Source organism: Hypericibacter terrae, assembly GCF_008728855.1.
Taxonomy (GTDB): Bacteria; Pseudomonadota; Alphaproteobacteria; order Dongiales; family Dongiaceae; genus Hypericibacter; species Hypericibacter terrae.
In genome coordinates this window covers 699412-722797 of sequence record NZ_CP042906.1, presented here as the reverse complement: position 1 = coordinate 722797, position 23386 = coordinate 699412, and the positions used below count along the sequence as shown (strand labels likewise).

Here is a 23386-nt window from a genome sequence, read left to right as displayed (position 1 = left end):
CTCATCGATCGGGCCCTCTGAATACGGTCTGGTGGCGGGCGGTGTCGCTGCTGGACTTGTCGGTCAGCACGAAGGTCATCGCCTCGCTGTCCTCGCCGACCTCGGCGCGGGGCAGGCTCACCAGCACCCGATAGGTCGCGACATGGTCGGGTTTGGCCGCCAGCACGCCCGCCGGGTCGGCGCCGACAATCTCGATCCGCGCGCCCGGATGTTCCTTCACGGCCAGCGTGAACTCGCGCGCCTGGCGCTGCTTGTTCAGGATCTTGATGGTGTAGGCGTTCTGGATGCTGCCGTCCTTGAGCAGGACGAAGAGCGGCGTGCGCTCGGGTAGCACATTGATGTCGAGGGTGGAACGCGTGCCCAGGGCCGCGAAGACTCCGGCGGCGACCAGGAACAGCAGGGTGACATAGACGATGGTGCGGAGCCGGAAGGGCCGCCACGCCACCGGCGGCTTGCCGGCGCTCTGCAGCGCGATGTTACGGGCGGAGTCGAAGTCGATCAGCCCCCGGGGCCGTCCGACCTTCTCCATCACCTCGTTGCAGGCATCGATGCAGAGCCCGCAGCCGATGCATTCGAGCTGCGCGCCATCGCGGATGTCGATGCCGGTCGGACAGACGGCGACGCAGGAGAAGCAGTCGACGCAATCGCCATGGCCTTCCCAGCTCGTGCCGGCCTTGTGCTTGCCGCGCGGTTCGCCGCGCCAGGCCCGATAGGTCACATTGAGGCTGTCCTCGTCGAGCATCGCGCCCTGGATGCGAGGCCAGGGACACATATAGGTGCAGACCTGCTCGCGCGCCCAGCCGGCCAGGAGATAGGTCGTGAAGGTGAAGAGGCCGACGAAGAAGTAGACTGTGACGGTGGCGCCGCCCGTGAAGAACTGGCGGACCAGCGTCGGCGCGTCGGTGAAATACATGGCCCAGGCGCCGCCCGTGAGCAGCGCGATCACCAGCCAGGCGCCATGCTTGGCAATCTTCTTCGCGACCTTGCCGAGGCTGAGGGGCGATTTGTCGAGACGCATGCGCGCATTGCGATCGCCCTCGATGGTCCGCTCGACCCACATGAAGAGATCGGTCCAGACCGTCTGCGGGCAGGTGAAGCCGCACCAGACCCGGCCGAACAGGCTGGTGGCGAGGAACAGGCCCAGCGCCGCGAGCACCAGGATGCCGGTCAGGTAATAGACTTCCTGCGGCCAGATCTCGACCCAGAAGAAATAGGCCCGCCGCCCCGGCAGATCGATCAGCAGCGCCTGGTCCGGGGCGCCGGGCCCGCGATCCCAGCGCAGCCAGGGCGCGGCGTAATAGATCGCCAGGAGGAGGACGAGCATGGCCGACTTGAAACGGCGCAGGGTGCCGCGGACCTTGCGCGGATAGACGCGGATGCGGCCGACATAGAGCGGCTCGGCCCGCTGCTCGCGCCGCGAGGCGACTTTTTCCTGCGTCCCGGAGTCCTGAAGGGCTGTCTCTGTCATCGTCCCGCCCGAACGACGACCGCCTGTCCCCCTCGGAGGCGCCCGTCTTACATCAAAGAGATCGTCGGCTTGTTGGCGGCTTACTGGCCGCCGCTCAAACTATGCACATAGACCGTGACCATCCGCTGCTGGGCCTCGGACAGACGACCGCCCCAAGCCGGCATCACGCCCATTTTCGGCTTCGTCACCTGGGCCATGATCGCGAGCTTGCTGCCGTCGCCATAGAGCCAGATCGCATCCGCCAGATTGGGTGCGCCGAGCTCGGGCTTGCCCTGGCCGTTGTCGCCATGACAGGCCGCGCAATTGTCGGCGAAGACCGTCTTGCCGCGGCCGGCCGCGGCGGTATCGGTCGAGCGGTTGGAAAGCGACAGGACGAACTCCGCCACGTCGGCGATCTGCGGCGCGGTCAGGATGCTGTCGGTGCCGAAGTTCGGCATCACCGACTGGCGCGAATCCGGATCGGCGTTGCGGATGCCGTGACGCACCGTCTGCGCGATGTCGTCGAGCGTGCCGCCCCAGATCCAGTCGTCATCGGCGAGCGTCGGAAATCCGCCCGGACGCCCGGATCCGCCCAAGCCATGACAGGCGGCGCAGTTCTCGTTGAAGACCGCGCGGCCGCCGGCCTGGGCGAAATTGAAGAGATCGGCGTCGGCCCGGATCGCCGCCAGCGACGGCGCCTGGTCGATTCGGGCGATATATTGCGCCTGCGCCGCGGTCGCGGCTTCCATGACATGGTCGAGCGATGCCCGCTGGCTGTATCCGAGGATGCCGTTGCTATGGCCGTTGAACCAGGGAATGGCCGGCATCAGGACCCAGTAGATCACCGCCACCAGGATCGACGCATAGAAGGTGTAGAGCCACCAGCTCGGCAGCGGATGGTTCAGTTCCTTGATGCCGTCCCACTCGTGGCCCGTGGTCTCCTGACCCGAGATGGAATCGATCTCGCGCTTCGTCATGGCTTGCTTTCCCGCACGGGGGTCGATCGCTGATCGTCCGGCAGCTCGTCCTCGAGCGGAATGCGCGCGAGCTTCTCCAGCTCGGCCCGGCGCTTCGGCCAGTAGGCCCAGGCGACGACGCCGACGAAGATCACGACGAACCAGACCAGCCGGATCGGCGCGAACAGGTCATGGATCTCCTGCCAGGTCATCGCGGCCTCACTGCCTCAGGTCTTCGGTGCGGTAGTCGGCGAAATCGACCATGCGGCCCAGCACCTGGAGATAGGCGATCAGCGCATCCATCTCCGTCAGCCGCGTCGGATCGCCGTCGAAGGCGCCCGTGGCCGCCTTGGGGTAGCGGGTCAGGAGTCCGGTCGTGTCGGCGTCGGGATTGGCCTGGGCCGCCATGTCCGCGGCCGCGTCCTGGATCATCTCGTCGGTATAGGGCACGCCCAGCTCGCGCAGGGTCGACAGATGCGCCGCGATCGCGGTCGGGTCGAGCTCGCGCTCCTCGAGGAAGGCGTAGGACGGCATGATCGATTCCGGCACGACGCTGCGGGGATCGGTCAGATGCGCGCGATGCCAGTCGTCGGAATATTTCCCGCCGACCCGGGCCAGATCGGGGCCGGTCCGCTTCGAACCCCACTGGAACGGGTGGTCGTACATGCTCTCGGCCGCGATGCTGTAGTGCCCGTAGCGCTCGGCCTCGTCGCGGAAGGGCCGGATCATCTGGCTGTGACAGAGATAGCAGCCCTCGCGGATATAGATGTTGCGGCCCGCGAGCTCGAGCGGCGAATAGGGCCTGACTCCCTGCACCTTCTCGATGGTCGTCTCGATCGTGAACAGCGGCGCGATCTCGACGATGCCGCCGATCGACACCGTGATCAGGATCAGCACCAGCATCAGCAGGAAATTGGTTTCGATTTTCGCGTGGGAGAGCTGCATGGCGTTCTCCCTCAGGCCTGGGCGGCGGCGAGCCGGGGCTCGACCGAGCGCGCGGGACCGTATTTCACGGTCATGCGCAGATTGTAGACCATGATGAGGGCGCCCAGCAGGAACAGCACGCCGCCCAGCATCCGGATGATGTAGAAGGGATGCATCGCCGCGACGGTCTCGATGAAGGAATATTGCAGGAAACCCAGCTCGTCATAGGAGCGCCACATCAACCCCTGCATGATGCCCGACACCCACATGGCGGTGATGTAGAGCAGGATTCCGACGGTCGCGATCCAGAAGTGATAGCTGACGAGCTTCACCGAATAGAGGCCTTCGCGGTTCCACAGGCGCGGCACCAGGAAATAGACGGCGCCGAAGGACACGAAGGCGACCCAGCCGAGCGCGCCGGAATGGACATGGCCGATGGTCCAGTCCGTATAGTGGCTGAGCGCGTTGACCTCGCGGATCGACATCAGCGGCCCCTCGAAGGTGCTCATGCCGTAGAAGGCGACGGAGGTCACGAGGAAGCGCAGCACCGGGTCGGTGCGCAGCTTGTCCCAGGCGCCCGAGAGCGTCATCAGGCCGTTGATCATGCCGCCCCAGGACGGCATCCACAGCATGATCGAGAAGGTCATGCCGAGCGTCTGCGCCCACTCGGGCAGCGCGGTATAGTGCAGATGATGCGGGCCGGCCCAGATATAGAGGAAGATCAGGGACCAGAAATGCACGATCGAGAGCCGGTAGGAATAGATCGGCCGTTCCGCCTGCTTCGGCACGAAGTAATACATGATGCCGAGGAAGCCCGCGGTCAGGAAGAATCCCACCGCATTGTGGCCGTACCACCACTGAGTCAGCGCATCCTGCACGCCGGAGAAGAGCGAATAGCTCTTGGTCCCGAAGAAGGACACCGGCAGCGACAGGTTGTTGATGATATGCAGCATCGCGATGGTGACGATGAAGGCGAGATAGAACCAGTTCGCGACGTAGATATGCGGCTCGCGCCGCTTCACGATCGTCCCGCCGAAGATCACCAGATAGACGACCCAGACCAGGGTCAGCCAGAGATCGGTGTACCATTCGGGCTCGGCATATTCGCGGCCCTCGGTGATGCCCAGGACATAGCCCGAGGCGGCGAGGACGATGAAGAGCTGGTAGCCCCAGAAGACGAAGCTCGCGAGCGCCGCACCGCCGAACAGCCTGACGCGGCAGGTGCGCTGCACCACATAGAACGACGTCCCGAGCAGGGCATTGCCGCCGAAGGCGAAGATCGCGGCCGAGGTATGCACCGGGCGCAACCGGCCGAAGCTGGTCCATTCCAGGCCCAGATTGAAGACCGGGAACGCCAACTGCAGCGCGATCACCACGCCGAGCAGAAAGGCGACCACGCCCCAGAACATGGTGGCAATGGTGAATGCCCGGATCACATCGTCGTTGTAACCGGCGGCCAAAGCCGGCGCCGTCTTGCCGTCCATGCTTCTCTCCCCCGACCCAGGCACAGAAGCCACCAGCCGGCGCCCCTCGCGACCACACTGAACCTTGCCTTCGTCGTAGCTTTCAGAGAATAGGGAGGGGTGCGGACCTGTTCCTTGATCTGGATCAAGGGGCGGCTGCCAGCAGCTTGCTAGGATTGATTTTTTAAGGTGGCGCACGTCCGATAACGGCGTCGGGCCTGCAACCAGGGCCCCGCCCGTTCTCGTCGCGACGACCGCTCCCGGCGAGGAACCGGCCATGAGTGAAGTGGCTCAACAACCCCAGGTGGATGTCATCCGGCTGTCCGGCGGCAGCGTCGCCCGGGTCCGACGGGTGGCGCCCGAACGCCCCTGGGCGTGGCTGGCGGCCGGCTGGAAGGATTTCCTCGCGGCTCCCGGTTTCGGCCTGCTCTACGGCCTCATGTTCACGCTGGGCGGCGCCGGCCTGACGCTGCTCTTCTGGTGGCTCGACATCTTCTGGTCGATCCTGCCGCTGGCCGCGGGCTTCATGCTGGTGGCGCCGGTCCTGGCGGTCGGCCTCTACGAGACCAGCCGCCGGTTGGAATTGGGCGGAAGCGTGAGGGCGGCCGATGCCTTCGGCGCCTGGTGGCGCTATGTGCCGCGCCTGGCACCGATGGGGCTCGTCCTGACCCTGTTCCTCATGGCCTGGGCGCGATTCGCGCAAATCGTCTTCGCGCTCTTTTTCAGCGGCAATCCGCCACGCCCCGAACCTGCCTATGTCGTCGATCTGTTCCTGTCGCCGACGAGCATCCCCTTCCTGCTGATCGGCTGCGCGATCGGCGGGGTGCTGGCGGCCTTCGTGTTCGCCATCAGCGTGGTCTCGATCCCGGTCATGATGGATCGGGATATCAATGTGGTCTCGGCGATCGGCCTCAGCCTCGCCACGGTGAAGCGCAACTTCTGGGTCATGGCGCTGTGGGCCTGGCTGATCGTGCTGTTCGCGGGCGCCGGCATCGCCACGCTCTATCTGGGCCTCATGGTCACCCTGCCCATCCTCGGCCATGCCACCTGGCACGCCTATCGCGATCTGATCACCTGGGAAGATTGAAGCATTTACGGGAAGGTCTCTTCATGGACAGCAGTCTCAACTGGATCATCGGCGGCATCATCTCTTTGCTGGGGCTGCTCGGCCTCTTCCTCGCCGCCCATGCCGCCGACAGCGGCATCTATCTGTTCGGGCTGCTGTTGTTTCTGTTCGCCGTCCTGTTCGCATTCGGCCTGATCCGGCGCGGCATGCCCGGCTCGCATTGACGCCGCCTCGCCTTCCTGCGGCCCGATCTGCTAGGCTCGAGGGCGGCGCGCCGATGGCGTACCGACCGTCAACAATCCCGCCGGCAGGATCGGATCGATGCAGACCATCTTCATCATGGTGAAATCAGAGCTCGGGCGCGCCTACGAGGTCGCCGACGCAGCCGTGCAATCGATCGACCAGGTGTCCGAGGTACATTCGATCTCCGGCCAGTACGACCTGCTGATCAAATGCTTCCTCGCGGAGGGCGCCGATATCGGCCATTTCGTGACCGAGAAGATCCAGCGCCTGCCGGGCGTGCGCGACACCTTCACGCTGATCGCCTACAAGGCCTTTTCCTGAAGGCTGCCGGCCCGCTTCGGGTTCACGCCGTCTTGGGCTTCGGCAGGGCGGTTGGACGCGCGCGCGACAAGGCCCAGAGCACCAGCACCCAATAGCCGGCGAAGACCACGAGGCTGAGCACATCGGGCCGCGCGCGATAGCCAGTCAGGGCCGCGACCAGCCCGCCGAAGGTGCTGCCGTCGTCCAGCAGGAACGAGCTGTCCCAGACGGTGCCGCCGAGATCGGGCGCGATGCCCAGGCCGTACAGGTGATCGGCGCCGTTCATCACCAGCGAGCAGGCCAGCAGCAGCAGCATGATCTCGGTGACGCGGAAGAAGACCCGCCAGGACATGCGCTTCGATCCCAGCTGCAGCAGCCAGTAGGTGAAGAGCGCTGTGGCGAAACCGATCAGAATCGCGGTCACCGTCGGCGTCAGCGCATAGACGCCGGCGGCGAGGATGCCATAGAGGAAGACGACCGTTTCGCTGCCCTCGCGGGCCACCGCCAGCATGGCGAGGACGAACAGGCCCCAGTGACGCGCCTGGGCCGCCGCCTTGTCGAGTCCGGCCTCGAGGTCGGCCTTCATCGTGCGGCCGCGCCGGCGCAGCCAGAATACCATCTGCAGGATGAGCGCCGCCGCGATCAGCACCATCGCGGTCATGAAGTAATCCTGCGCGCCGTCTGGCAATCGCTCGGCGAAGAAGAGCAGGATCCCCGCCAGCGCCACCGCCAGGCCCAAACCGGCCCCCACCCCCGACCAGAGATAGCGCCGGCCGCTCGTCACCGTGTCCGGATCGCTCTGACGCGACAGCCAGGCATGCAGGATGCCGATCACGAGCAGCGCTTCCACGCTCTCGCGCCAGATCACGAATACGATCTGTCCGAATTGTCCGCTCATGCCGGTTTCACGGTCCTGTCTCGCGTCGACGCGGCTCTTACTTCGCGACGATCACGCCCTGGCCGGCCGCGTCGTTCTCGTGGAATTCGTCCACGAACTGGTATTCGCCCGGATCGATGCCGCGGATGGTGATGGTCACGCTCTTGCCCGGCGCCAGCACCTTCTCCTGGCGAAGCTGCTTGCTTTCGAATTCGGCCGGGATCGAGCCGGTGTTGGCGACCTCGAGCTTGAAGTCCTTGTTGGCCGGTACCTCGGTCTGTTTCGGCGTGATGACGCCATCCTTGATCTCGATGCGGAACGTCTGCAGGTCGTCGGCACGAACGGTGCCCGCCAGCGAGAGGGTCGCGAGGATGGCGAGGCAGGCGAAAACAAGGCGACGCATGATCGGTCGGTTCCTCATCAGGGAAACGGGGACGGGCCCCGGAGCCGCGGCGGCGCGCCGCCTGCGAATGAGAGTGAGAATTGCTCGCATTTAGCGGCCCCGTCAACCACCCGCGATCGGAAGTTCGCCGCCGAGACTATTCACAGGGCCGAGGCGGGCATTGAGCCAGATCAACAACAAGGGTCCGGAATCCTTGAATTTCCACCCCTCCGGCGGCCCCGTACGCGGACAAAGAAAAGCGCCGCCCGGGGATGAACCCAGGCGGCGCCTTCGCTCACGAAACCGTGAAGATACCCGCCGCGGCGGCGGGTTCAGGCCGATAGCGTCACTTCTTGCCGCGCCCGATCAGCCGCCAGGTCGCCGGCAGCAGGCAGGCCCCCAGGGCGATTTTGAGCGCATCGCCGACGAGGAACGGCACCAGGCCGTATTTGAGCGCGTCGCCCAGGCCGATCTGGATCGCGAGCCAAGTCAGGCCCAGCGCATAGATCACGAGATTGCCGATCACCATCGCGGCCCCCGCCTTCAGGAGCGAGCGATCCCAGCCGCGCTCGGCGAGCGCGCCGCAGATCGCGGCCGCGACCGCGAAGCCGACCAGATAGCCGGCCGTCGGGCCATAGAGATGATGGAAACCGCCGCCTTCGCTCCAATTGCCGGCGAAGACCGGCAGGCCGACCGCGCCCTCGGCGAGATAAAGCAGCACCGTGGCGCCGCCGAGCTTCCAGCCATAGGCGACACCGATCACCAGCACGACCAGCGTCTGCATCGTGATCGGCACCGGGATCAACGGCACCTGGATCTTGGCGGAGAGCCAGAGCGCCACGGTGCCGAGCACCATCAGCACCGCGGCGCGCAGCGCACCGCTCTTGGTCGAACTGGGCCACAACGCGCTGGCGAGCGTGGGTTGCAGCGTCTGGACAGCCTGCATCGGATCGTTCCTTCCCTCGACAAAACGAATGGCCGCCCGGCGGTGATCGAGAGACCCCGGGCCGGCGGCCCCCGCCCTTTTATCGCAAGCGAATGCGCAAGGCAAAGCGGGGGCTGTTTCTCTTATCCCCTCCCCAGCGCTTTCCTGCTGTCATCGCCGGGTCAAGCCCATGGCTGTCCGGTTGAGGTTTCTCCGAAATTGTTTAGAGCGCGGACTTGGAACGCAGAATGCGCATCTGGCCTCGTTCGGGACACGAGGCTCCGAAACTGAGTCCACCCCTTCAACGTCTCTGCCTTTCACCACGTCATCTTGTCCCCTCCCCCCTTGAGGGGGAGGTTAGGGTGGGGGGTGATCGAAGAACGCGATGATGACGGCGCCTTGAGCCACACGAGCTTGGCGAACATCGAGTTTGTGGCCACCCCCCACCCAGCCTCCCCCTCAAGGGGGGAGGGGAAGAAAGCAGAGCAACGAGATTCTCCTTCAATGGCGCCAACCGGACAGCCGTGGGCTTGACCCGGCGATCCAGTCTTTGCCCCAAGCAAGGTGTTGACAATCAGCGCGTCCACGCCCCCCTGGATCGCCGGATCAAGTCCACGGCTGTCCGGTTGAGTTTTTGTGGACGCGGTGCATGGCGTTGATTCTACTCGGTCCTGAACGTCGGCAAACGTTTCGGGACACGGGCAGAGGGTCAGCGCCATGCGGCACCAGAATAGCGTATTTCATTCGGTTCTTAAGCAGGTTGCGTGGCTCGACTTCGATCGGCTGGTCGAGGCCCACAATAGCGATGCTCGGGTGCGGCGGTTGACGACCAAGGGCCAGTTCGTGGCGCTGCTCTACGGCCAGCTTTCGGGCGCGACGAGCCTGCGGGAGATCGTGAGCGGGCTGACGAGCCACGCGGCGCGGCTCTATCACCTGGGAACGGGCGAGGTTCGCCGTTCGACGCTGGCCGATGCCAATGCCATAAGGCCGAGCGGGCTGTTCGCCGAGTTGCTCGCCGTGATGATCAAGCAGGCCCATCGCGGGCTGCGCCGCAAGATCGCCGAAACCACCTATCTGATCGATTCCACTGGCTTGCGATTGAGCGGTCTGAGCGCCGATTGGGCCCGTTTCAGCGCCGGCGTCTGCGGCGCCAAGCTGCATGTGATCTACGATCCCGACGCCGACCGCCCCATCTATGCCGCTGTCAGTGCGGCGAATGTCAACGACATTACCCCCGCCCACGACATGCCGGTCGAGCCCGGCGCCACCTATGTCTTCGACCTCGGCTATTACGACTATGCCTGGTGGGCCAAGCTGGACGCTGCCGGATGCCGCATCGTCACTCGCTTCAAATCCAACACACCCCTGACCCTCGTCGCCGAGAACGCCCTGCCCCGGGGCAGCGCCATTCTCTCCGACCGGATCGGATATCTCCCGGCCCGCCAAGCCGCCAGCCGCAAAAACCCCTTCCAAGACCCGGTCCGCGAGATCCGCGTGAAGACCGAAACCGGCAAGATCCTGCGCATCTTGTGCAACGATCTCGACGCCAGCGCCCAGGAGATCGCAGACCTCTACAAGCGCCGCTGGGCGATCGAGCTGTTCTTCCGGTGGGTCAAGCAGACCCTGAAAATCACCCGCTTTCTCGGCACTTCCGAGAACGCCGTTCGCATCCAGATCGCCGTCGCCCTGATCGCTTTCCTGTTGTTGCGATTGGCACAGAAAGCCATCAAGGACGGTCACAGCCCGTTGGCCTTCGCCCGCCTCGTGCGCGCCAACCTCATGCATCGCAGGCGCATCGACCGCCTGCTCGAACCCGAAACCGCCCCAATTCCGAACCCACATCAAATGGCGCTACAATGGAGCTGAAACCGGAACCGGACAGCCGTGGATCAAGTCCGGCGATGACATGAAACATGACAGGAACGGAATGCCGCCGCTTGGCCAACACCGCGAAGCCTCACACCGTCATCGCGCCGGCGGAGTTGTAGGTGATGTGGCAGAAGTCGCGCAGCGCCTTGGCGCAAGGATCGAGCTTGGCGCCGCGCTTCCAGGCGAGGCCCACATTCATCGAGGGCACATCGTCGTCGATCAGGCGCGCCTCGATGCGGTCGCCTTCGAGCGACCAGGGGCGATAGACCATGTCGGAGAGGATGGCGACCCCCGCTCCGGTCGCCACCATGCTGCGCACCGCCTCGACCGAAGACGTGCGGAACACGACGTTGGGGGAGAAACCGCGCTTGTGCCAGTAGCTGATCGCGGTCTGCTCGGCCTCGTCGATCAGCAGCATGATGTAGGGCTCGGGCGCCACGTCGGCCAGGGTCACGCGGCCGGTATGGGCCAGCGGATGGTTGGTGGGAAGCCATAGACGCCGCTTCGACTGGATCAAGGTCTCGGTCTCGATCTCGGCGTCATTATGGAGATTCGAGGTGAGGATGACGGCGAGATCCATCGTGCCCTCCACCAGCCGCGCCTCGATCTCGCGCCGATCCATCTCATGGAGCTCGATCTCGATCCCGGGAAAGCTGCGCCGGAAGCGCGCCAGCGGTGCCGGCATGAAATAGCCGGCCACCGTGTAAGTCATCGCGACCGAAACCTTGCCGGTCAGATCGACCCGCACCTGGCGCGGCGCCCGCAGCGCATCCTGCACCGCCGCCGTCACGTTGCGCGCATGGAGCAGGAACTGGTTTCCCTCCGGCGTCAGCGCCACCCCGTTGGAAAAGCGGCGAAACAACCGGGATCCGGTTTCCCGCTCCAGCACCTTGATCGCCTCGGTCACGGCCGATTGCGACACGCCCAGCGCCGAGGCGGCCGTGGAGACCTTTCCGGCCTCGGCGGTGGCGATGAAGTAACGGACCTGGCGCAGCGAGATAGACATCTGATTTTCCGATAATAAATGCAGGGTTTTTGTGATTTTACAATATCTAGTCGCTGCGCAAGGATCAGCCCGCAATCTGAAGCCGGCCGAATGAACGGGCCGGTCCAACGACATGGAGGGAGGCTTAAAACAATGACACGCAAAGGTTTAGCCGTGCTCACGGCAGGCGTCGTCGCGGTCGCGATGTCGACGGCGGCGATGGCGAAGGAGTGGTATCCGTTCCCGGTCCAGATCTGGAAAGGTTTCGACTTCGCAGGCCCGCATACGGAGGCGGATTACACGCCGCTCGATAAGGCGGACAAGAAGTGGGACATCTGTGTCTCCTTCCCGCATATGAAGGACGCCTATTGGATGGCCGTCGATTACGGCGTATTCGCCGAATCGAAGCGCCAGGGTGTGAAGATGACGCTGGTCGAGGCTGGCGGTTACACCAATCTCGCCAAGCAGATCTCGCAGATCGAGGATTGCGTCGCGGCCGGCGCCCAGGGCGTCGTCATCGGCGCCATTTCCGCCGACGGCCTGAACAATCTGGTCTCGGAACTCAAGAAGAAGAACATCCCGGTCATCGACGTGATCAACGGCATCTCCTCGCCGGACGTCGCCGCCAAGTCGCTCGTCTCCTTCGGGCAGATGGGCTACATGACCGGCGAATATCTGGCGAAGATGCATCCCAAGGGCTCGGGCAAGGTGCAGGTCGCCTGGTTCCCGGGACCGGCCGGCGCGGGCTGGGTCGAGGACGGCAACAAGGGCTTCCTCGATGCCGTCAAGGACAGCGACATCGAAGTCGTCGATACCAAGTACGGCGACACCGGCAAGGAAGTTCAGCTGAAGCTGGTGGAAGACACCCTCGAAGCCTATCCGGACGTCAAATACATCGTCGGCACCTCGCCGACGGCAGAAGCCGCGATCGGCCTGCTGCGCGACCGCGGGCTCGAGGACAAGGTGAAGGTGCTCGCCTACTACTTCACCCCGCCGGTCTATGAGGGCATCAAGTCCGGCCGCATCATGGCGGCGCCGACCGATTCGCCCGTGATCCAGGGCCGCGTCGCGATCGACCAGATCGTCCGTATCCTGGAGAAAAAGGACTTCGACCTGCGCGTCGGGCCGAAGATCTATGTGATCGACAGCGCCAATGTGAAGACCTTCGACCGCGACTCCTCGCTGGCCCCGGACGACTTCAAGCCGACCTTCACGGTCGAATGACGTCGCCCGTGCCGACGACTTAACGCAAAGAAGGCCTGCCGCAAGTGACGATCGGACTTGCGGAGCCGGTCGGGAGCCCGCCTGAAGGCGGGCTCCCGCTGCTCCGTCTCGAATCCGTCAGCAAGCAGTTTCCGGGCGTGCTTGCCCTCGATCGCGTGGATTTCGATCTGCGCGCGGGCGAGGTGCATGTCCTGTTCGGCGAGAATGGCGCCGGCAAATCGACCCTGATCTCGATGGTGGCCGGCGCCCACAAGCCGACGGGCGGGCGCATCCTCTTCAAGGGCCATCCGATCGATCTCCACTCCGTGCATCAGGCGCGCGGGCTCGGCATCAGCGCCGTATTCCAGGAATTCTCCCTGGTGCCGCAGATGTCGGTCGAGCAGAACCTCTTCCTCGGCGCCGAGACGAAGTCGGGACCGTTCCTCGACAAGGCCGCGATGCATCGGCGCGCGGTCGAGATGCTGGACCGGCTGGGCTTCCCGCTGAAGCCCACTCGCCGCGTCGGTCATCTGAGCCGCGCCGAGCAGCAGATGGTCGAGATCGCCAAAGCCTTCCGCTCGGATCTCTCGGTGCTGATCCTCGACGAGCCCACGGCCTCGCTCACCGAGCGCGAGACCGCGCGCCTGTTCGCCCTGATCGCACAGGCCAAGGCGCAGGGCGTGGGTGTCATCTACATCACCCACCGGCTGGCCGAGATCAAACGCATCGGCGACCGCATCACCGTCCTGCGCGACGGCAAATATATCGCGACCCTCCCGGTGGCCCAGGCCAGTGAGAGCCGGCTGGTCGAGCTCATGACCGGCCGCGTGATCAGCCAGATCTTCCCCAAGGTCGCCTACAAGCCGGCCGACACCCTGCTCGAAGTCGAGCATCTCACCACGGCGACCGATACCGTGCGCGACGTGTCGATCCGGGTTCGGGCGGGCGAGATCGTGGGGCTCGCGGGCCTGGTCGGCTCCGGCAAATCGGAAGTGGCGCGCGCCTGCTTCGGCATCGAGCCGATTCAGTCCGGCCATGTTCGCTTCCTGGGGCAGGATACGACCCGCACCACCCCGCGCCGCATGCTCGATCGCGGCTTCTTCTACGTGCCGCCCGACCGGCGCGCCGAGGGCCTGGTTGTCGGCCGCGGCGCGCGCGAGAACATCGCGCTCCCGGTGCTCCATGACGATGCTTTCTCCGGCCCCTTCTTCCTCAAGCGAGCCGCCGAAAGGACGGTCGCGAAGACCCTGGCACAGAAGCTGCAGCTGCATCCGCTCAACATCGAGCGCCCCGTCGAGCATTTCTCCGGCGGCAATCAGCAGAAGGTGCTGCTGGCCAAGGCGCTCACCCGCGAGGTCAAGCTCTTCGTGTTCGACGAGCCGACGGTCGGCGTCGATGTCGGTACCCGCGTCGCGATCTACGAGTTCATCCGCGATCTCTGCCAGGCCGGGGCCGGCGTGCTGCTGATCTCCTCGGACCTGCCGGAAATCCTGCATCTGACCAACCGTGCCTATGTCATGTATCGCGGCTCCTTGCGGGCGGAACTGCAGGGGGCCGATATCACCGAGGACAAGGTGTTGAGACATTTCTTCGAGAGGGAGGCGGCGTGATGGGGGCCGAGCCGGTGGAAGGCGCGAAACGGACGCGCAGCGTCACCGAATGGATGCAGGTGGCGTTCGTGCGCCTCGGCGTGCTGCCCTTCCTGCTGGTGATCGCCGTCGTCATCTTCACGCTCATGTCCGGCAAGTTCCTGTCGGGGCAGAATCTGATCAACGTCGCGCGTCAATCCACCTACCTGACCATGGTGGCGATGGGCCAGATGCTGGCGCTCCTGACCGGCGGCTTCGATCTCTCGGTCGGCACCATCCTGGCCCTGACCTCGGTCGTGGGCGCCATGGCCATGTCGGGCATGATCGCCATATACCCCGACGCGGTGGTGCTGGCCATTACCGTCGGCATTCTCGCCGGCGTCGGCGCCGGGGTCGCGATCGGCATCGTCAATGGGGCCGGCGTCGCCCTCTTCAACGTTTCGCCCTTCATGATGACGATCGGCATGGCCTCGGTCGGATTCGGCATCGCCCTCTTCCTCACCGGCGGCGTCCCCGTCTATGGCATGCCCGACAGCTTCGGCAAGCTCCTGGGCTTCGGCCAGCTGCTGGGGATTCCCGTCCCCATCTATGTCACCGGCGCCCTCATGCTTTTCATGTATCTGCTGTTGAACTGGACGCGGATGGGCCGATATTTCTATGCGATCGGCGGCAACATCAAGGCCTCACGGCTCTCCGGCATCAATACGCGCCTCAACCTGTTCATGGCTTACGTGCTCTGCGCCGGATTGACGGCGATCTCGGGTATCATGCTGACGGCGCGCCTCGAATCCGGCGAGGCCAATATCGGCGCCACCATGCCGCTGGAATCGATCGCGGCCTGCGTCATCGGCGGCGTCTCGTTGCGCGGCGGCTCGGGCCGGCTCGTCAATGTCGTGCTGGGCGCCATCTTCATCGGCCTGGTGCAGAACGGCATGAACCTGGCGCGGATCGAATCCTATCTGCAGACGGTGGTGATCGGCGTGCTGCTGATCCTGGCCGTGGTCGCCGACCAGGCAAGGCTGCGCTTCGTCGCCAGCCTCAAGGACTGAGGGATCCCATGTTGCGTGCCGCATCCGTCGGGTTGGGCTGGTGGTCGGACGAGCTGGCAAGCTCGATCCAGGGCAAGTCGAACGCGCTCAGGATCACCGCCTGCAGCTCGCGCTCCCCCGAGAAGCGCAACGCCTTCGCGCGGAAATTCTCCGCCCAGCCTTACGAGACCTATGAGGCGGTGCTGGCCGATCCCGCGATCGATGCGGTGATCCTGACCACGCCCCACTCGCTCCATGCCGCCCATGTGATCCAGGCGGCCAAGGCTGGCAAGCATGTGTTCGTCGAGAAGCCGTTCGATGTCAGTGCCGTCGCCGCCAAGGACGCGGCCGACGCCTGCCGGGAGGCCGGCGTCGTGCTCGCCGTCGGCCATAACCGGCGCTTCGCCCCGGCGGCGCTGGCGATCCGGAAGCTGGTGAACGAGGGCGGCCTCGGGCAGCTCCTGCACGCGGAAGCGCAGTTCTCGAACCCGAGCGCCATGAGCTACACGCCTGACCGCTGGCGCGCGAACCGCGCCGAGAGCCCTGGCGGCGGCATCGCCGGCATGGGCGTCCATATGATCGATCTGCTGCAATGGATGCTGGGACCGATCGCGCGCGTGCGCAGTATCGCCAAGCGCCAGGCGGTCAAGGTCGATATCGACGACACCACCAGCGCCCTCTTCGAATTCGCCTCGGGCCAGACCGGCTATCTCGGTACCCTCACCGCCTGCCCGCGCCAGGGCTATTTCTATCTCTATGGCACCGCGGCCAACGCCTATGCGCGGGTGGACGATCACGAGCTGAGCCTGCAGCGCGCCGGCGCCGCCAGACCCGAGCCGGTGGCGCTGACGCCGGTCGACACGCTCCATGCCGAACTCGAGGCTTTCGCGCGCGCCTGCGCCGGCGGCCCCGACTTCCCGGTGCCGCCGCGCGATGCCATCCATACTGTGGCGGTGATGGAGGCCATGGTGGCGTCGGCCGCGAAGGACGGCGCCCCGGTCAAACCCGCTTTCTGAAGGTTCGAACAACGACAGCCGGGCCACCGGCGACGGCAATCCAGGGATCAGAGATCAAGGAGAAGAGAGATGGGACTGGCAATCAACTGCGACATGGGCGAGGCCTTCGGCCTTTACCGCATGGGCGACGATGCCGGCATCATGCCCTATATCAGCATCGCCAACGTGGCCTGCGGCTTTCATGCCTCGGACCCCCTGGTGATGCACAAGACCGTGAAGCTGGCCAAGGCGCATAACGTCAAGGTCGGCGCGCATCCCTCGCTGCCCGACCTCCAGGGCTTCGGCCGGCGCGAGATGAAGATGAACCGCGACGAGCTGGCCGCCTCCATCATCTATCAGGTGGGCGCGCTCAAGGGCTTTCTCGATGCCGAGGGCATGAAGCTCAACCATATCAAGCCGCATGGCGCGCTCTACGGCATGGCGGCCCGCAACGAAGAGACCGCGCATGCGATCTGCGACGCGGCCGACGCCTTCAAGGTCACGCTGCTCGGCATGGCCGGGACGCTGCATGAGAAGATCTACAAGGCGCGCGGCCACAGCTTCCTCGCGGAATATTATGTCGATCTCGATTACGACCAGACCGGCAAGCTCATCATCACGCGCGAGCATCACGCGGTCGATCCGCAGCAGGCGGTCGCCCGCACCTTGCGCGCGATCAAGGAGGGCAAGGTCAGGTCGATCGAGGGGCCCGATATCCCCATGCGCGCCGACTGCATCTGCGTCCATTCCGACACGCCCGGCGCGGTCGAGCTGGCGAAGGCCGTGCATGATGCGCTGAAGCCGATGTTGAATTAGTGCGCTAAGCTGATACGGGGGCGTAGCCCCCTCCCTAACCCTCCCCCGAAAGGCGGGGGAGGGGATTAATTGCTCCGGCCTGTCCCCTCCCCCGCCTTTCGGGGGAGGGCTAGGGAGGGGGCAAACGCAGGAGCCGGACGCCAGTGCCCATCACCAAGGTCCTGATCGCCAATCGCGGCGAGATCGCCTGCCGTGTCATCCGGAGCTGCAAGGCGCTGGGGATCAAGACGGTCGCGGTCTATTCCGAGGCCGACGCGAAATCGCTGCATGTGGCGAGCGCCGACCAGGCGGTCGCGATCGGGCCGCCGCCGGCCAAGCAGAGCTATCTCGTCATCGACAACATCCTGAAGGCGGCCAAGGACACCGGCGCCGACGCGATCCATCCCGGCTATGGCTTCCTCGCCGAGAATTCCGATTTCGCCAAGGCCGTGGCCCATGCGGGCATGGTGTGGATCGGGCCCACGCCCGAGACCATCGACGATATGGGCGACAAGGAGAGGGCGCGCCTGTTGGCCAAGGCGGCCGGCGTGCCGGTCCTGCCGGGATCGGGCCGCTTCGTGCCGGGGGATCCGGACGGGCTGGAGGCCGCCGGCCAGACGGTGGGCTTCCCGCTCCTGGTCAAGGCCGCGGCCGGCGGCGGGGGCATCGGCATGCGCCGGGTCGACAATCCCGGCGATCTCAAGGCCGTCGTCGACAGCACCCAGGCCCTGGCCGAGAAGGCCTTCGGCGACGGGTCGATATATCTCGAGAAGCTGATCGAGAAGGCGCGCCATATCGAGATCCAGGTGTTCGGTTTCGGCGACGGGCGCGGGGTCCATATGTTCGAGCGCGAATGCTCGATCCAGCGCCGCTACCAGAAGATCGTCGAGGAGAGCCGCGCGCCCAACCTGCCGCTCGAGACTCTCTCGAAAATGGCCGAGAGCGCCGTGGCGCTGGTGCGCCAGGAACGCTATCGCGGCGCCGGCACGATCGAGTTCGTGGTCGACGCGGTCACCGGCAACTACTATTTCCTCGAGATGAACACCCGCATCCAGGTCGAGCATCCGGTGACGGAGGCGATCACCGGCCTCGATCTCGTCGGGCTGCAGATCAAGCTCGCCGGCGGCGACGCCCTGCGCGAGGTGACGCAGGAAAAGATCGCGGCCACCGGCCACGCGGTCGAGCTGCGGATCTATGCCGAGAACCCGGCCAAGAATTTCATGCCCTCGCCCGGCCCGCTCAAGACCTTCAGGCTGCCGCCCGCGGGCGAAGGCTTGCGGGTCGATACCGGTGTGCGCGAGGGCGACCAGATCAGCTTCCACTACGATCCGATGATCGCCAAGATGATCGCCCATGGGCCGAACCGGCTCGCCGCGATCGACCGCATGTTGAAGGCGCTCGACGGCACGACCATCGACGGCGTGGCCACCAATATCGCGTTCCTGAAGAAGCTCCTCTCGCATCCGGCCTTCCGCGCCGGGGATTGCTGGACCGGATTCATTCCGGCCCATGCGGCCGAGCTGCTGCAGGGATGACCGAGAGAAACAGGGAAAGAGGGGGAGGTCCTTCGCGATGATCTACGAAGAACCGAGATTCATGCCCGGCGGCGATCGCTATATGCTGATCGAGTTCGGCAACGAGATGAATCTCGAGCTGAATTTCATGGCTCAGGGCCTCGCCAGCGCCATCGAGCAGGGCAGGACCAAGGGCGTGATCGAGACGGCGCCGAGCTTCGCCTCGATGCTGATCCATTACGATCCCGACCAGATCGACTTCAAGGATCTGACCAAGGAGATGAAATCGCTGATCGGCTCGCTGGGATCCTCCGACGATATCGAGCTCGACAGCCGCCTGTTCTATTTCCCGACCTGCTACCTCGATCCCTGGACCAAGGAATGCATCGAGGATTACTGCAACAAGATCACCAAGAAGAAATACGACCCCGACTTCGTCGCCGAGATCAACGGCCTGAAGGATGCACAGCAGCTGGTGCGCGTCCATTCTGGCACGGAATATTGGGTCGCCTCGCTGGGCTTCTGGCCGGGCCTGCCCTTCATGATGGCGCTTGACCCGCGCTGCGTCATCACCGCGCCGAAATACAATCCGCCGCGCACCTGGACGCCCCAGGGCACGGTCGGCATGGGCGGTGCCTCGACCGCGATCTATCCGGTGGCGACGCCGGGCGGCTATCAGATCTTCGCGCGCATCCCGATCCCGATCTGGGACACGGCCAAGCGCTTCCCGCAGTTCGAGAAGTCGATCTGCCTGTTCCGTCCGGGCGACCGGGTGAAGTTCGTGCCGGTCTCGCCGGAGGAGTTCCTCCATGTCGAGGCCCAGGTGAAGGACGGCAGTTACGTTTACAACGTCGTCGAGTATCAGCGTTTCTCGGTCCGGAACTACAAGCACTGGATCGCGACGCTGGACAAGACGCAGCGCTTCTAGGAGGAGACCTCGCCATGTTCGAAGTCATCCAGCCCGGTCTCGAAACCTCGATCCAGGATTATCCCGGCCGCATCGGATTCTGGAACCAGGGTTTCCCACCCTCCGGTCCGATGGACAGCTGGTCCTTCCGCCTCGGCAATCTGCTGGTCGGCAATCCGGCCGATGCCGCGGGCCTCGAATGCCAGTATATGGGCCCGACGCTCAAGTTTCAGCGCGACGGCGTGATCGCGATCACCGGCGCCGACATGCAGGCCAAGCTCGACGGCCAGCCCGTCCCGCTCTGGGAAAGCATCGCCGTCAAATCCGGCCAGACCCTCGCCATGGGGCCCGCCAAGTCGGGCGTGCGCGCTTACATCGCTTTCGCCGGCGGCATCGACACGCCCGCCTGGCTCGGCTCGCGCTCGACCTTCCACAAGGCCGGCGTCGGCGGCATGGAAGGCCGCGCGCTCAAGGCGAAGCAGGTGGTGCCGGTCGGGACCGGCGTCAAAGGCACGGTCGGCAAGAAGGTGAAGCCCGAGGCGCGACCGCATTTCTCGGCCGACAAGCGCTGGGAAATCGAGGTGGTCCCCGGCCCCAACGACGACTGGATCGACAAGGCCGGGCAGGAGCGCTTCCTCGGCAGCGACTGGAAGCTTTCCTCCAAGAGCGACCGTACCGGCTTCCGCCTCGACGGGCCGCAATGGACCTTCACCGAGAAGGCCTACAAGAAGGCGCCGGAGAACGGTTCGGAGCCCTCCAACATCATCGACCATGGCTATCCGCTGGGCGCCATCAATCTCGCCGGCCAGACGCCGATCATCCTGGTCAATGACGGCCCCAGCATGGGCGGCTTCATCAACCCCTACACCGTGCCCTCGGCCGCCTTCTGGAAGCTCGGCCAGTCCAAGCCCGGCGACGTCTACCGCTTCAAGGCGATCTCGGTCGACCAGGCGCAGGCGCTGCGCAAGAAGCTGAATGCGATCTGCACGGCGGCGAGTATAAGTTAGGGCCGCGCGGATCCAGGCGTTTCGATTTTCAGGGATGGAGTTTTGCTATGGCTGAGCAGATTTCGACGATGGTGCCGGGCAATGTCTGGAAGGTGCTGGTGAAGCCCGGCGACAAGGTCAAACCCGGCGATGTGCTCTTCATCCTGGAAGTGATGAAGACCGAGGTGCCGCATCCGACCGAAGAGGGCGGCACGGTCAAGGCGGTGCATATCACCGAAGGCCAGGAGGGTGTGGATGCCGGCGCCCTCGCGGTCGAGATCGAGTAGACCGATCCCCTCCCCCGGAACGGGGGAGGGCTAGGGAGGGGGATGACGCGATCGAAGATGCAGGGCGTGCGAGCCTTGCTTCATCCATCGGCACCGCCGACCGAGCAGCCCCCTCCCCGACCCTCCCCCGTTCCGGGGGAGGGGAAAGAATTCAAAGCATTCCTGGAAGCCCCCATGAGCATGATTCTCTATAACGGTCCCACCAGCCCCTTCGGCCGCACGGTCAAGGTGACGATGCTGGAGCTGGCCCTGCCGGTCGAGGAGAAGGCGATCGACGTCTATACGGCCGAGTTCCTGGACCAGAAGAACCCGCTGCGCCAGATCCCGACGCTCGAGCTCGCCGACGGCCGCGCGATCGCCGACAGCCGCATCATCTGCCGCTATTTCGACAGCATCTCCGGCCACGAGACGCTCTATCCCAAGGCCGATTACTGGGATCTGGAAACCCGCATCTCGCTCGCCATCGGCATCATGGAGCTGGGCCTGCAGCGGCGCATGGAGATCGTCCGCCCCGAGAGCGAGAAGAGCCCCGGCTTCATCCGGAAACAGGAAACCCGCATCGACCGCTCGATCGATTACCTGGAAACGCTGATCGACAAGATCGCCGCCAAGACCCTGGCCATGGACCAGATCGTGACCGCCTGCGCCCTCGCCTATACCGACTTCCGCTACAATGACGGCTGGCGCAAGCGCTGCCCCAACCTCGATCGCTGGTCGCGCGACTTCGCCAGGCGTCCGAGCATGGTGGCCAGCCAGCCGGGCTAGCCTTTCGGTCGGCCAACCGATCTCCCTGGGGATTCGGACGGCGCGCCGGCGATCTGCTAGGCTTTCCCTGAACAAGGTCACTTGACGGCCATCACCGGGGAAGGAAGCGGCACGCTCCATGCCGAGCTGGCGCGAGATCGAGAAGACCCAGGCCGTCCTGGTGCGCGCGCTGCACGACTATTGGCAGTCCAAGCGCCGCGGCCGCGACGTCCCCGACCGCGCCGATATCGACCCCGCCGAGATCAAGCTCTTGTTGCCCAACATCCTGCTCAGCGAATGGAGCGAGCCGCCCTTCCGCATCCGTTACCGCCTGGTGGGCGGTCGCGTCACGCAGGTGACCGGCATCGATTTCACCGGCCGCTATCTCGACGAATTGCTGTCGACCGACTTTGAGAATCGCTGGCATGACGACTATCGCGAGGCCCGCGATCGCCGCATTCCGATCTTCGGCGCCGTGGTGGTGCCGACGGTCCAGGGCGACCAGTTCCGCTACGAGTTCGGCCTCTTTCCCCTGACCCTCGGGGCCGAGGCCGTGCGCCAGTTCATCGCCATCGAGGATTATGGCGGCCGGGAGCCGCGCACCCGGCAGCTCGAGGACAATCTCAAGCCCTGGAGCACCAGGAGCTGACGCCTCCCGGCCCTCTTCATCCGGATGACCGGGACCGGTCCCGGATGTAAGGTGGAAAGAGACGTCGAGTCGTCGGCAATCCTGCCGCGGCTCGCAGGCACCAGGGTGGATGCGGCCCGCATGGCCAGTTGGACCGACATCGGCCGGACGACCGCGCCGATGATAAGGCAGCTCCATGACTACTGGCTGTCCAAGCGTGGCGGCGCGGCCGTGCCGGACCGGGCCCGGATCGACCCGGCGGAGATCAAGAGCCTTCTGCCCAACATCCTGATCGCCGAGGCGAGCGATCCGCCCTTCCGCGTGCGCTACCGGCTGATCGGCAGCCGGATCGCGGCCGCCTCGGGCATGGATCTGACCGACCGCTATCTCGACGAGCTGGTGGCGGCCGACGACGAGAATCGCTGGCTGGATTACTACCGGCAGGCCTGGAGCGAACGGATCCCGGTCTATGGCGACGCGATGGTGCCCACGCTCCATGGCGACGAGTTCCGGTATGAGTTCGGAATCTTTCCCCTGACCAAGGGCGGGATCGAGGTCGCGCAGTTCATCGCGCTCGAGGATTATGGGGGCCGCGAGCCGAAGCTGAAGCAGATCGAGGACCGGATGACGCCCTGGCGCGCGGCCGACAAATCGCGGCGCTGAGCGCGCTCTCGCCTCACGTCATCAGTTTCTTCCCGACCAGCATGGTCACGCCCAGCACCGCGAAGATCGCGGCCGCCGCATAGCGGACCCAGCGCGGATTGATCTTGTGGGCGAAGGCATGGCCGCAGAGGACGGCCGGCACGTCGGCCAGCATCATGCCGGCGGTGGTGCCGATGACGACCGGGATCACGGTCTCGAAGCGCGCGGCGAGCGCCGCCGTCGCGATCTGGGTCTTGTCGCCCATTTCGGCCAGGAAGAAGGCGACGGTGGTCGCCAGGAAGGCGCCATGGGCGCCGAAGCTCCTGACCTCGCCCTCGTCGATCTTGTCGGGAATGAGGGCCCAGCCCGCCATGGCGATAAAGAGGATCGCCACGCCCCAGCGCAGCCAGTCGGGATCGACCGTGGCAGCCACCCAGCTGCCGGCCAGGGCCGCGACCGCATGGTTCAGCACGGTCGCGACGAAGATGCCGAGGATGATCGGCACCGGCCGGCGAAAGCGCGTGGCGAGCAGCAACGCCAGGAGCTGGGTCTTGTCGCCGATCTCCGAGATGGCGACGACGCCGGTCGAGACGAGCAGGGCTTCCATGAAACGATAACCAGGGGGCCAGGC

26 protein-coding genes are annotated in these 23386 nt (G+C 65.2%); 16 read left to right on the top strand and 10 right to left on the bottom strand.

The annotated features are described in order from the left end of the window. Nucleotide 1: 1 nt before the first annotated feature. The 5 genes from ccoG to ccoN form a co-directional block, all read right to left on the bottom strand. A complete protein-coding gene (gene ccoG, locus FRZ44_RS03390) occupies nucleotides 2–1468 on the bottom strand; it encodes a cytochrome c oxidase accessory protein CcoG (protein WP_151175844.1) in 1467 nt (488 codons plus the stop codon). An 80-nt stretch (nucleotides 1469–1548) separates the two neighbouring features. Continuing rightward, complete coding sequence (gene ccoP / locus FRZ44_RS03385) at nucleotides 1549–2424, bottom strand: cytochrome-c oxidase, cbb3-type subunit III (RefSeq protein ID WP_151175843.1); 876 nt, start codon at nucleotides 2422–2424, stop codon at nucleotides 1549–1551. Beyond that, nucleotides 2421–2615, bottom strand: a complete 195-nt coding sequence (locus tag FRZ44_RS03380) for a cbb3-type cytochrome oxidase subunit 3 (RefSeq protein WP_151175842.1) — start codon at nucleotides 2613–2615, stop codon at nucleotides 2421–2423. Before FRZ44_RS03380 ends, ccoP begins: the two co-directional genes overlap by 4 nt. A 7-nt stretch (nucleotides 2616–2622) precedes the next feature. Next, nucleotides 2623–3348, bottom strand: a complete 726-nt coding sequence (gene ccoO, locus FRZ44_RS03375) for a cytochrome-c oxidase, cbb3-type subunit II (protein WP_151175841.1) — start codon at nucleotides 3346–3348, stop codon at nucleotides 2623–2625. An 11-nt stretch (nucleotides 3349–3359) separates the two neighbouring features. Further along, nucleotides 3360–4811, bottom strand: a complete 1452-nt coding sequence (gene ccoN / locus FRZ44_RS03370; RefSeq protein ID WP_151175840.1) for a cytochrome-c oxidase, cbb3-type subunit I — start codon at nucleotides 4809–4811, stop codon at nucleotides 3360–3362. A 256-nt stretch (nucleotides 4812–5067) separates the two neighbouring features. Between ccoN and FRZ44_RS03365 the strand changes: the two genes are divergently transcribed. The 3 genes from FRZ44_RS03365 (at nucleotide 5068) to FRZ44_RS03355 (ending at nucleotide 6420) form a co-directional block, all read left to right on the top strand. Next, on the top strand, nucleotides 5068–5877 hold the full coding sequence (locus FRZ44_RS03365; RefSeq protein WP_151175839.1) for a DUF2189 domain-containing protein: 810 nt from the start codon (nucleotides 5068–5070) through the stop codon (nucleotides 5875–5877). Between the two features lie 23 nt (nucleotides 5878–5900). Then, nucleotides 5901–6080: a hypothetical protein gene (locus FRZ44_RS03360; protein ID WP_151175838.1), complete on the top strand. Its 180-nt coding sequence runs from the start codon at nucleotides 5901–5903 to the stop codon at nucleotides 6078–6080. A 97-nt stretch (nucleotides 6081–6177) separates the two neighbouring features. Then, nucleotides 6178–6420 carry an Lrp/AsnC ligand binding domain-containing protein gene (locus FRZ44_RS03355; protein ID WP_151175837.1) on the top strand — a complete coding sequence of 81 codons (243 nt, stop codon included), beginning with the start codon at nucleotides 6178–6180 and terminating at the stop codon, nucleotides 6418–6420. Nucleotides 6421–6442: 22 nt separating this feature from the next. Here FRZ44_RS03355 and FRZ44_RS03350 read toward each other — a convergent pair whose 3' ends face one another. The 3 genes from FRZ44_RS03350 to FRZ44_RS03340 all read right to left on the bottom strand — a co-directional run bounded on the left by FRZ44_RS03350 (nucleotide 6443) and on the right by FRZ44_RS03340 (nucleotide 8604). Further along, nucleotides 6443–7297 carry an FTR1 family iron permease gene (locus FRZ44_RS03350; protein WP_151175836.1) on the bottom strand — a complete coding sequence of 285 codons (855 nt, stop codon included), beginning with the start codon at nucleotides 7295–7297 and terminating at the stop codon, nucleotides 6443–6445. 37 nt (nucleotides 7298–7334) lie between these two features. After that, nucleotides 7335–7679 carry a cupredoxin domain-containing protein gene (locus FRZ44_RS03345; protein WP_191908395.1) on the bottom strand — a complete coding sequence of 115 codons (345 nt, stop codon included), beginning with the start codon at nucleotides 7677–7679 and terminating at the stop codon, nucleotides 7335–7337. A gap of 325 nt (nucleotides 7680–8004) precedes the next feature. Then, nucleotides 8005–8604 (bottom strand): biotin transporter BioY, encoded by a 600-nt coding sequence (locus FRZ44_RS03340; protein WP_151175834.1) that lies wholly within the window; start codon nucleotides 8602–8604, stop codon nucleotides 8005–8007. A gap of 696 nt (nucleotides 8605–9300) precedes the next feature. Here FRZ44_RS03340 and FRZ44_RS03335 point away from each other — a divergent pair. Further along, the gene (locus FRZ44_RS03335; protein WP_151175409.1) at nucleotides 9301–10449 is read left to right on the top strand and encodes an IS4 family transposase; all 1149 of its coding nucleotides are present in this window, start codon (nucleotides 9301–9303) and stop codon (nucleotides 10447–10449) included. Between the two features lie 91 nt (nucleotides 10450–10540). On the opposite strand, the gene FRZ44_RS03330 is transcribed toward FRZ44_RS03335, so the two are convergent. Further along, nucleotides 10541–11458: a LysR family transcriptional regulator gene (locus FRZ44_RS03330; RefSeq protein WP_151175833.1), complete on the bottom strand. Its 918-nt coding sequence runs from the start codon at nucleotides 11456–11458 to the stop codon at nucleotides 10541–10543. A 132-nt stretch (nucleotides 11459–11590) separates the two neighbouring features. Here FRZ44_RS03330 and torT point away from each other — a divergent pair, with 132 nt between their 5' ends. The 12 genes from torT to FRZ44_RS03270 all read left to right on the top strand — a co-directional run bounded on the left by torT (nucleotide 11591) and on the right by FRZ44_RS03270 (nucleotide 22776). Continuing rightward, nucleotides 11591–12661 (top strand): TMAO reductase system periplasmic protein TorT, encoded by a 1071-nt coding sequence (gene torT / locus FRZ44_RS03325; protein WP_151175832.1) that lies wholly within the window; start codon nucleotides 11591–11593, stop codon nucleotides 12659–12661. Nucleotides 12662–12705: 44 nt separating this feature from the next. After that, a complete protein-coding gene (locus FRZ44_RS03320; RefSeq protein WP_151175831.1) occupies nucleotides 12706–14250 on the top strand; it encodes a sugar ABC transporter ATP-binding protein in 1545 nt (514 codons plus the stop codon). Beyond that, entirely contained in the window at nucleotides 14250–15278 is a 1029-nt protein-coding gene (locus FRZ44_RS03315; RefSeq protein ID WP_151175830.1) for an ABC transporter permease, read from the top strand. The genes FRZ44_RS03320 and FRZ44_RS03315 overlap by 1 nt, the downstream gene beginning before the upstream one ends. An 8-nt stretch (nucleotides 15279–15286) precedes the next feature. Beyond that, nucleotides 15287–16273 (top strand): Gfo/Idh/MocA family protein, encoded by a 987-nt coding sequence (locus FRZ44_RS03310; RefSeq protein ID WP_151175829.1) that lies wholly within the window; start codon nucleotides 15287–15289, stop codon nucleotides 16271–16273. A 69-nt stretch (nucleotides 16274–16342) separates the two neighbouring features. After that, on the top strand, nucleotides 16343–17068 hold the full coding sequence (locus FRZ44_RS03305) for a LamB/YcsF family protein (RefSeq protein ID WP_151175828.1): 726 nt from the start codon (nucleotides 16343–16345) through the stop codon (nucleotides 17066–17068). A gap of 143 nt (nucleotides 17069–17211) precedes the next feature. Beyond that, nucleotides 17212–18582, top strand: coding sequence for an acetyl-CoA carboxylase biotin carboxylase subunit (locus FRZ44_RS03300; protein WP_225308532.1), 1371 nt, complete (start codon nucleotides 17212–17214; stop codon nucleotides 18580–18582). A gap of 37 nt (nucleotides 18583–18619) precedes the next feature. After that, the gene (locus tag FRZ44_RS03295; protein ID WP_151175827.1) at nucleotides 18620–19489 is read left to right on the top strand and encodes a 5-oxoprolinase subunit B family protein; all 870 of its coding nucleotides are present in this window, start codon (nucleotides 18620–18622) and stop codon (nucleotides 19487–19489) included. A 14-nt stretch (nucleotides 19490–19503) separates the two neighbouring features. Beyond that, nucleotides 19504–20475, top strand: coding sequence for a 5-oxoprolinase subunit C family protein (locus FRZ44_RS03290; RefSeq protein WP_151175826.1), 972 nt, complete (start codon nucleotides 19504–19506; stop codon nucleotides 20473–20475). Between the two features lie 47 nt (nucleotides 20476–20522). Then, complete coding sequence (locus tag FRZ44_RS03285) at nucleotides 20523–20741, top strand: biotin/lipoyl-containing protein (protein WP_151175825.1); 219 nt, start codon at nucleotides 20523–20525, stop codon at nucleotides 20739–20741. 174 nt (nucleotides 20742–20915) lie between these two features. After that, the gene (locus tag FRZ44_RS03280) at nucleotides 20916–21506 is read left to right on the top strand and encodes a glutathione S-transferase family protein (protein WP_191908394.1); all 591 of its coding nucleotides are present in this window, start codon (nucleotides 20916–20918) and stop codon (nucleotides 21504–21506) included. A 118-nt stretch (nucleotides 21507–21624) separates the two neighbouring features. After that, nucleotides 21625–22134 (top strand): PAS domain-containing protein, encoded by a 510-nt coding sequence (locus tag FRZ44_RS03275; RefSeq protein WP_151175823.1) that lies wholly within the window; start codon nucleotides 21625–21627, stop codon nucleotides 22132–22134. A 120-nt stretch (nucleotides 22135–22254) separates the two neighbouring features. Beyond that, the gene (locus FRZ44_RS03270) at nucleotides 22255–22776 is read left to right on the top strand and encodes a PAS domain-containing protein (protein WP_191908393.1); all 522 of its coding nucleotides are present in this window, start codon (nucleotides 22255–22257) and stop codon (nucleotides 22774–22776) included. A gap of 13 nt (nucleotides 22777–22789) precedes the next feature. On the opposite strand, the gene FRZ44_RS03265 is transcribed toward FRZ44_RS03270, so the two are convergent. Further along, nucleotides 22790–23362 (bottom strand): TMEM165/GDT1 family protein, encoded by a 573-nt coding sequence (locus FRZ44_RS03265; protein WP_151175821.1) that lies wholly within the window; start codon nucleotides 23360–23362, stop codon nucleotides 22790–22792. Nucleotides 23363–23386 lie beyond the last annotated feature (24 nt).

What these genes read in the sequence shown, in the direction of transcription:
- ccoG (WP_151175844.1), bottom strand. Translation starts at nt 1,468, where the DNA reads ATGACAGAGACAGCCCTTCAGGACTCCGGGACGCAGGAAAAAGTCGCC.
- ccoP (WP_151175843.1), bottom strand. Translation starts at nt 2,424, where the DNA reads ATGACGAAGCGCGAGATCGATTCCATCTCGGGTCAGGAGACCACGGGC.
- FRZ44_RS03380 (WP_151175842.1), bottom strand. Translation starts at nt 2,615, where the DNA reads ATGACCTGGCAGGAGATCCATGACCTGTTCGCGCCGATCCGGCTGGTC.
- ccoO (WP_151175841.1), bottom strand. Translation starts at nt 3,348, where the DNA reads ATGCAGCTCTCCCACGCGAAAATCGAAACCAATTTCCTGCTGATGCTG.
- ccoN (WP_151175840.1), bottom strand. Translation starts at nt 4,811, where the DNA reads ATGGACGGCAAGACGGCGCCGGCTTTGGCCGCCGGTTACAACGACGAT.
- FRZ44_RS03365 (WP_151175839.1), top strand. Translation starts at nt 5,068, where the DNA reads ATGAGTGAAGTGGCTCAACAACCCCAGGTGGATGTCATCCGGCTGTCC.
- FRZ44_RS03360 (WP_151175838.1), top strand. Translation starts at nt 5,901, where the DNA reads ATGGACAGCAGTCTCAACTGGATCATCGGCGGCATCATCTCTTTGCTG.
- FRZ44_RS03355 (WP_151175837.1), top strand. Translation starts at nt 6,178, where the DNA reads ATGCAGACCATCTTCATCATGGTGAAATCAGAGCTCGGGCGCGCCTAC.
- FRZ44_RS03350 (WP_151175836.1), bottom strand. Translation starts at nt 7,297, where the DNA reads ATGAGCGGACAATTCGGACAGATCGTATTCGTGATCTGGCGCGAGAGC.
- FRZ44_RS03345 (WP_191908395.1), bottom strand. Translation starts at nt 7,679, where the DNA reads ATGCGTCGCCTTGTTTTCGCCTGCCTCGCCATCCTCGCGACCCTCTCG.
- FRZ44_RS03340 (WP_151175834.1), bottom strand. Translation starts at nt 8,604, where the DNA reads ATGCAGGCTGTCCAGACGCTGCAACCCACGCTCGCCAGCGCGTTGTGG.
- FRZ44_RS03335 (WP_151175409.1), top strand. Translation starts at nt 9,301, where the DNA reads ATGCGGCACCAGAATAGCGTATTTCATTCGGTTCTTAAGCAGGTTGCG.
- FRZ44_RS03330 (WP_151175833.1), bottom strand. Translation starts at nt 11,458, where the DNA reads ATGTCTATCTCGCTGCGCCAGGTCCGTTACTTCATCGCCACCGCCGAG.
- torT (WP_151175832.1), top strand. Translation starts at nt 11,591, where the DNA reads ATGACACGCAAAGGTTTAGCCGTGCTCACGGCAGGCGTCGTCGCGGTC.
- FRZ44_RS03315 (WP_151175830.1), top strand. Translation starts at nt 14,250, where the DNA reads ATGGGGGCCGAGCCGGTGGAAGGCGCGAAACGGACGCGCAGCGTCACC.
- FRZ44_RS03310 (WP_151175829.1), top strand. Translation starts at nt 15,287, where the DNA reads ATGTTGCGTGCCGCATCCGTCGGGTTGGGCTGGTGGTCGGACGAGCTG.
- FRZ44_RS03305 (WP_151175828.1), top strand. Translation starts at nt 16,343, where the DNA reads ATGGGACTGGCAATCAACTGCGACATGGGCGAGGCCTTCGGCCTTTAC.
- FRZ44_RS03295 (WP_151175827.1), top strand. Translation starts at nt 18,620, where the DNA reads ATGATCTACGAAGAACCGAGATTCATGCCCGGCGGCGATCGCTATATG.
- FRZ44_RS03290 (WP_151175826.1), top strand. Translation starts at nt 19,504, where the DNA reads ATGTTCGAAGTCATCCAGCCCGGTCTCGAAACCTCGATCCAGGATTAT.
- FRZ44_RS03285 (WP_151175825.1), top strand. Translation starts at nt 20,523, where the DNA reads ATGGCTGAGCAGATTTCGACGATGGTGCCGGGCAATGTCTGGAAGGTG.
- FRZ44_RS03280 (WP_191908394.1), top strand. Translation starts at nt 20,916, where the DNA reads ATGAGCATGATTCTCTATAACGGTCCCACCAGCCCCTTCGGCCGCACG.
- FRZ44_RS03275 (WP_151175823.1), top strand. Translation starts at nt 21,625, where the DNA reads ATGCCGAGCTGGCGCGAGATCGAGAAGACCCAGGCCGTCCTGGTGCGC.
- FRZ44_RS03270 (WP_191908393.1), top strand. Translation starts at nt 22,255, where the DNA reads ATGGCCAGTTGGACCGACATCGGCCGGACGACCGCGCCGATGATAAGG.
- FRZ44_RS03265 (WP_151175821.1), bottom strand. Translation starts at nt 23,362, where the DNA reads ATGGAAGCCCTGCTCGTCTCGACCGGCGTCGTCGCCATCTCGGAGATC.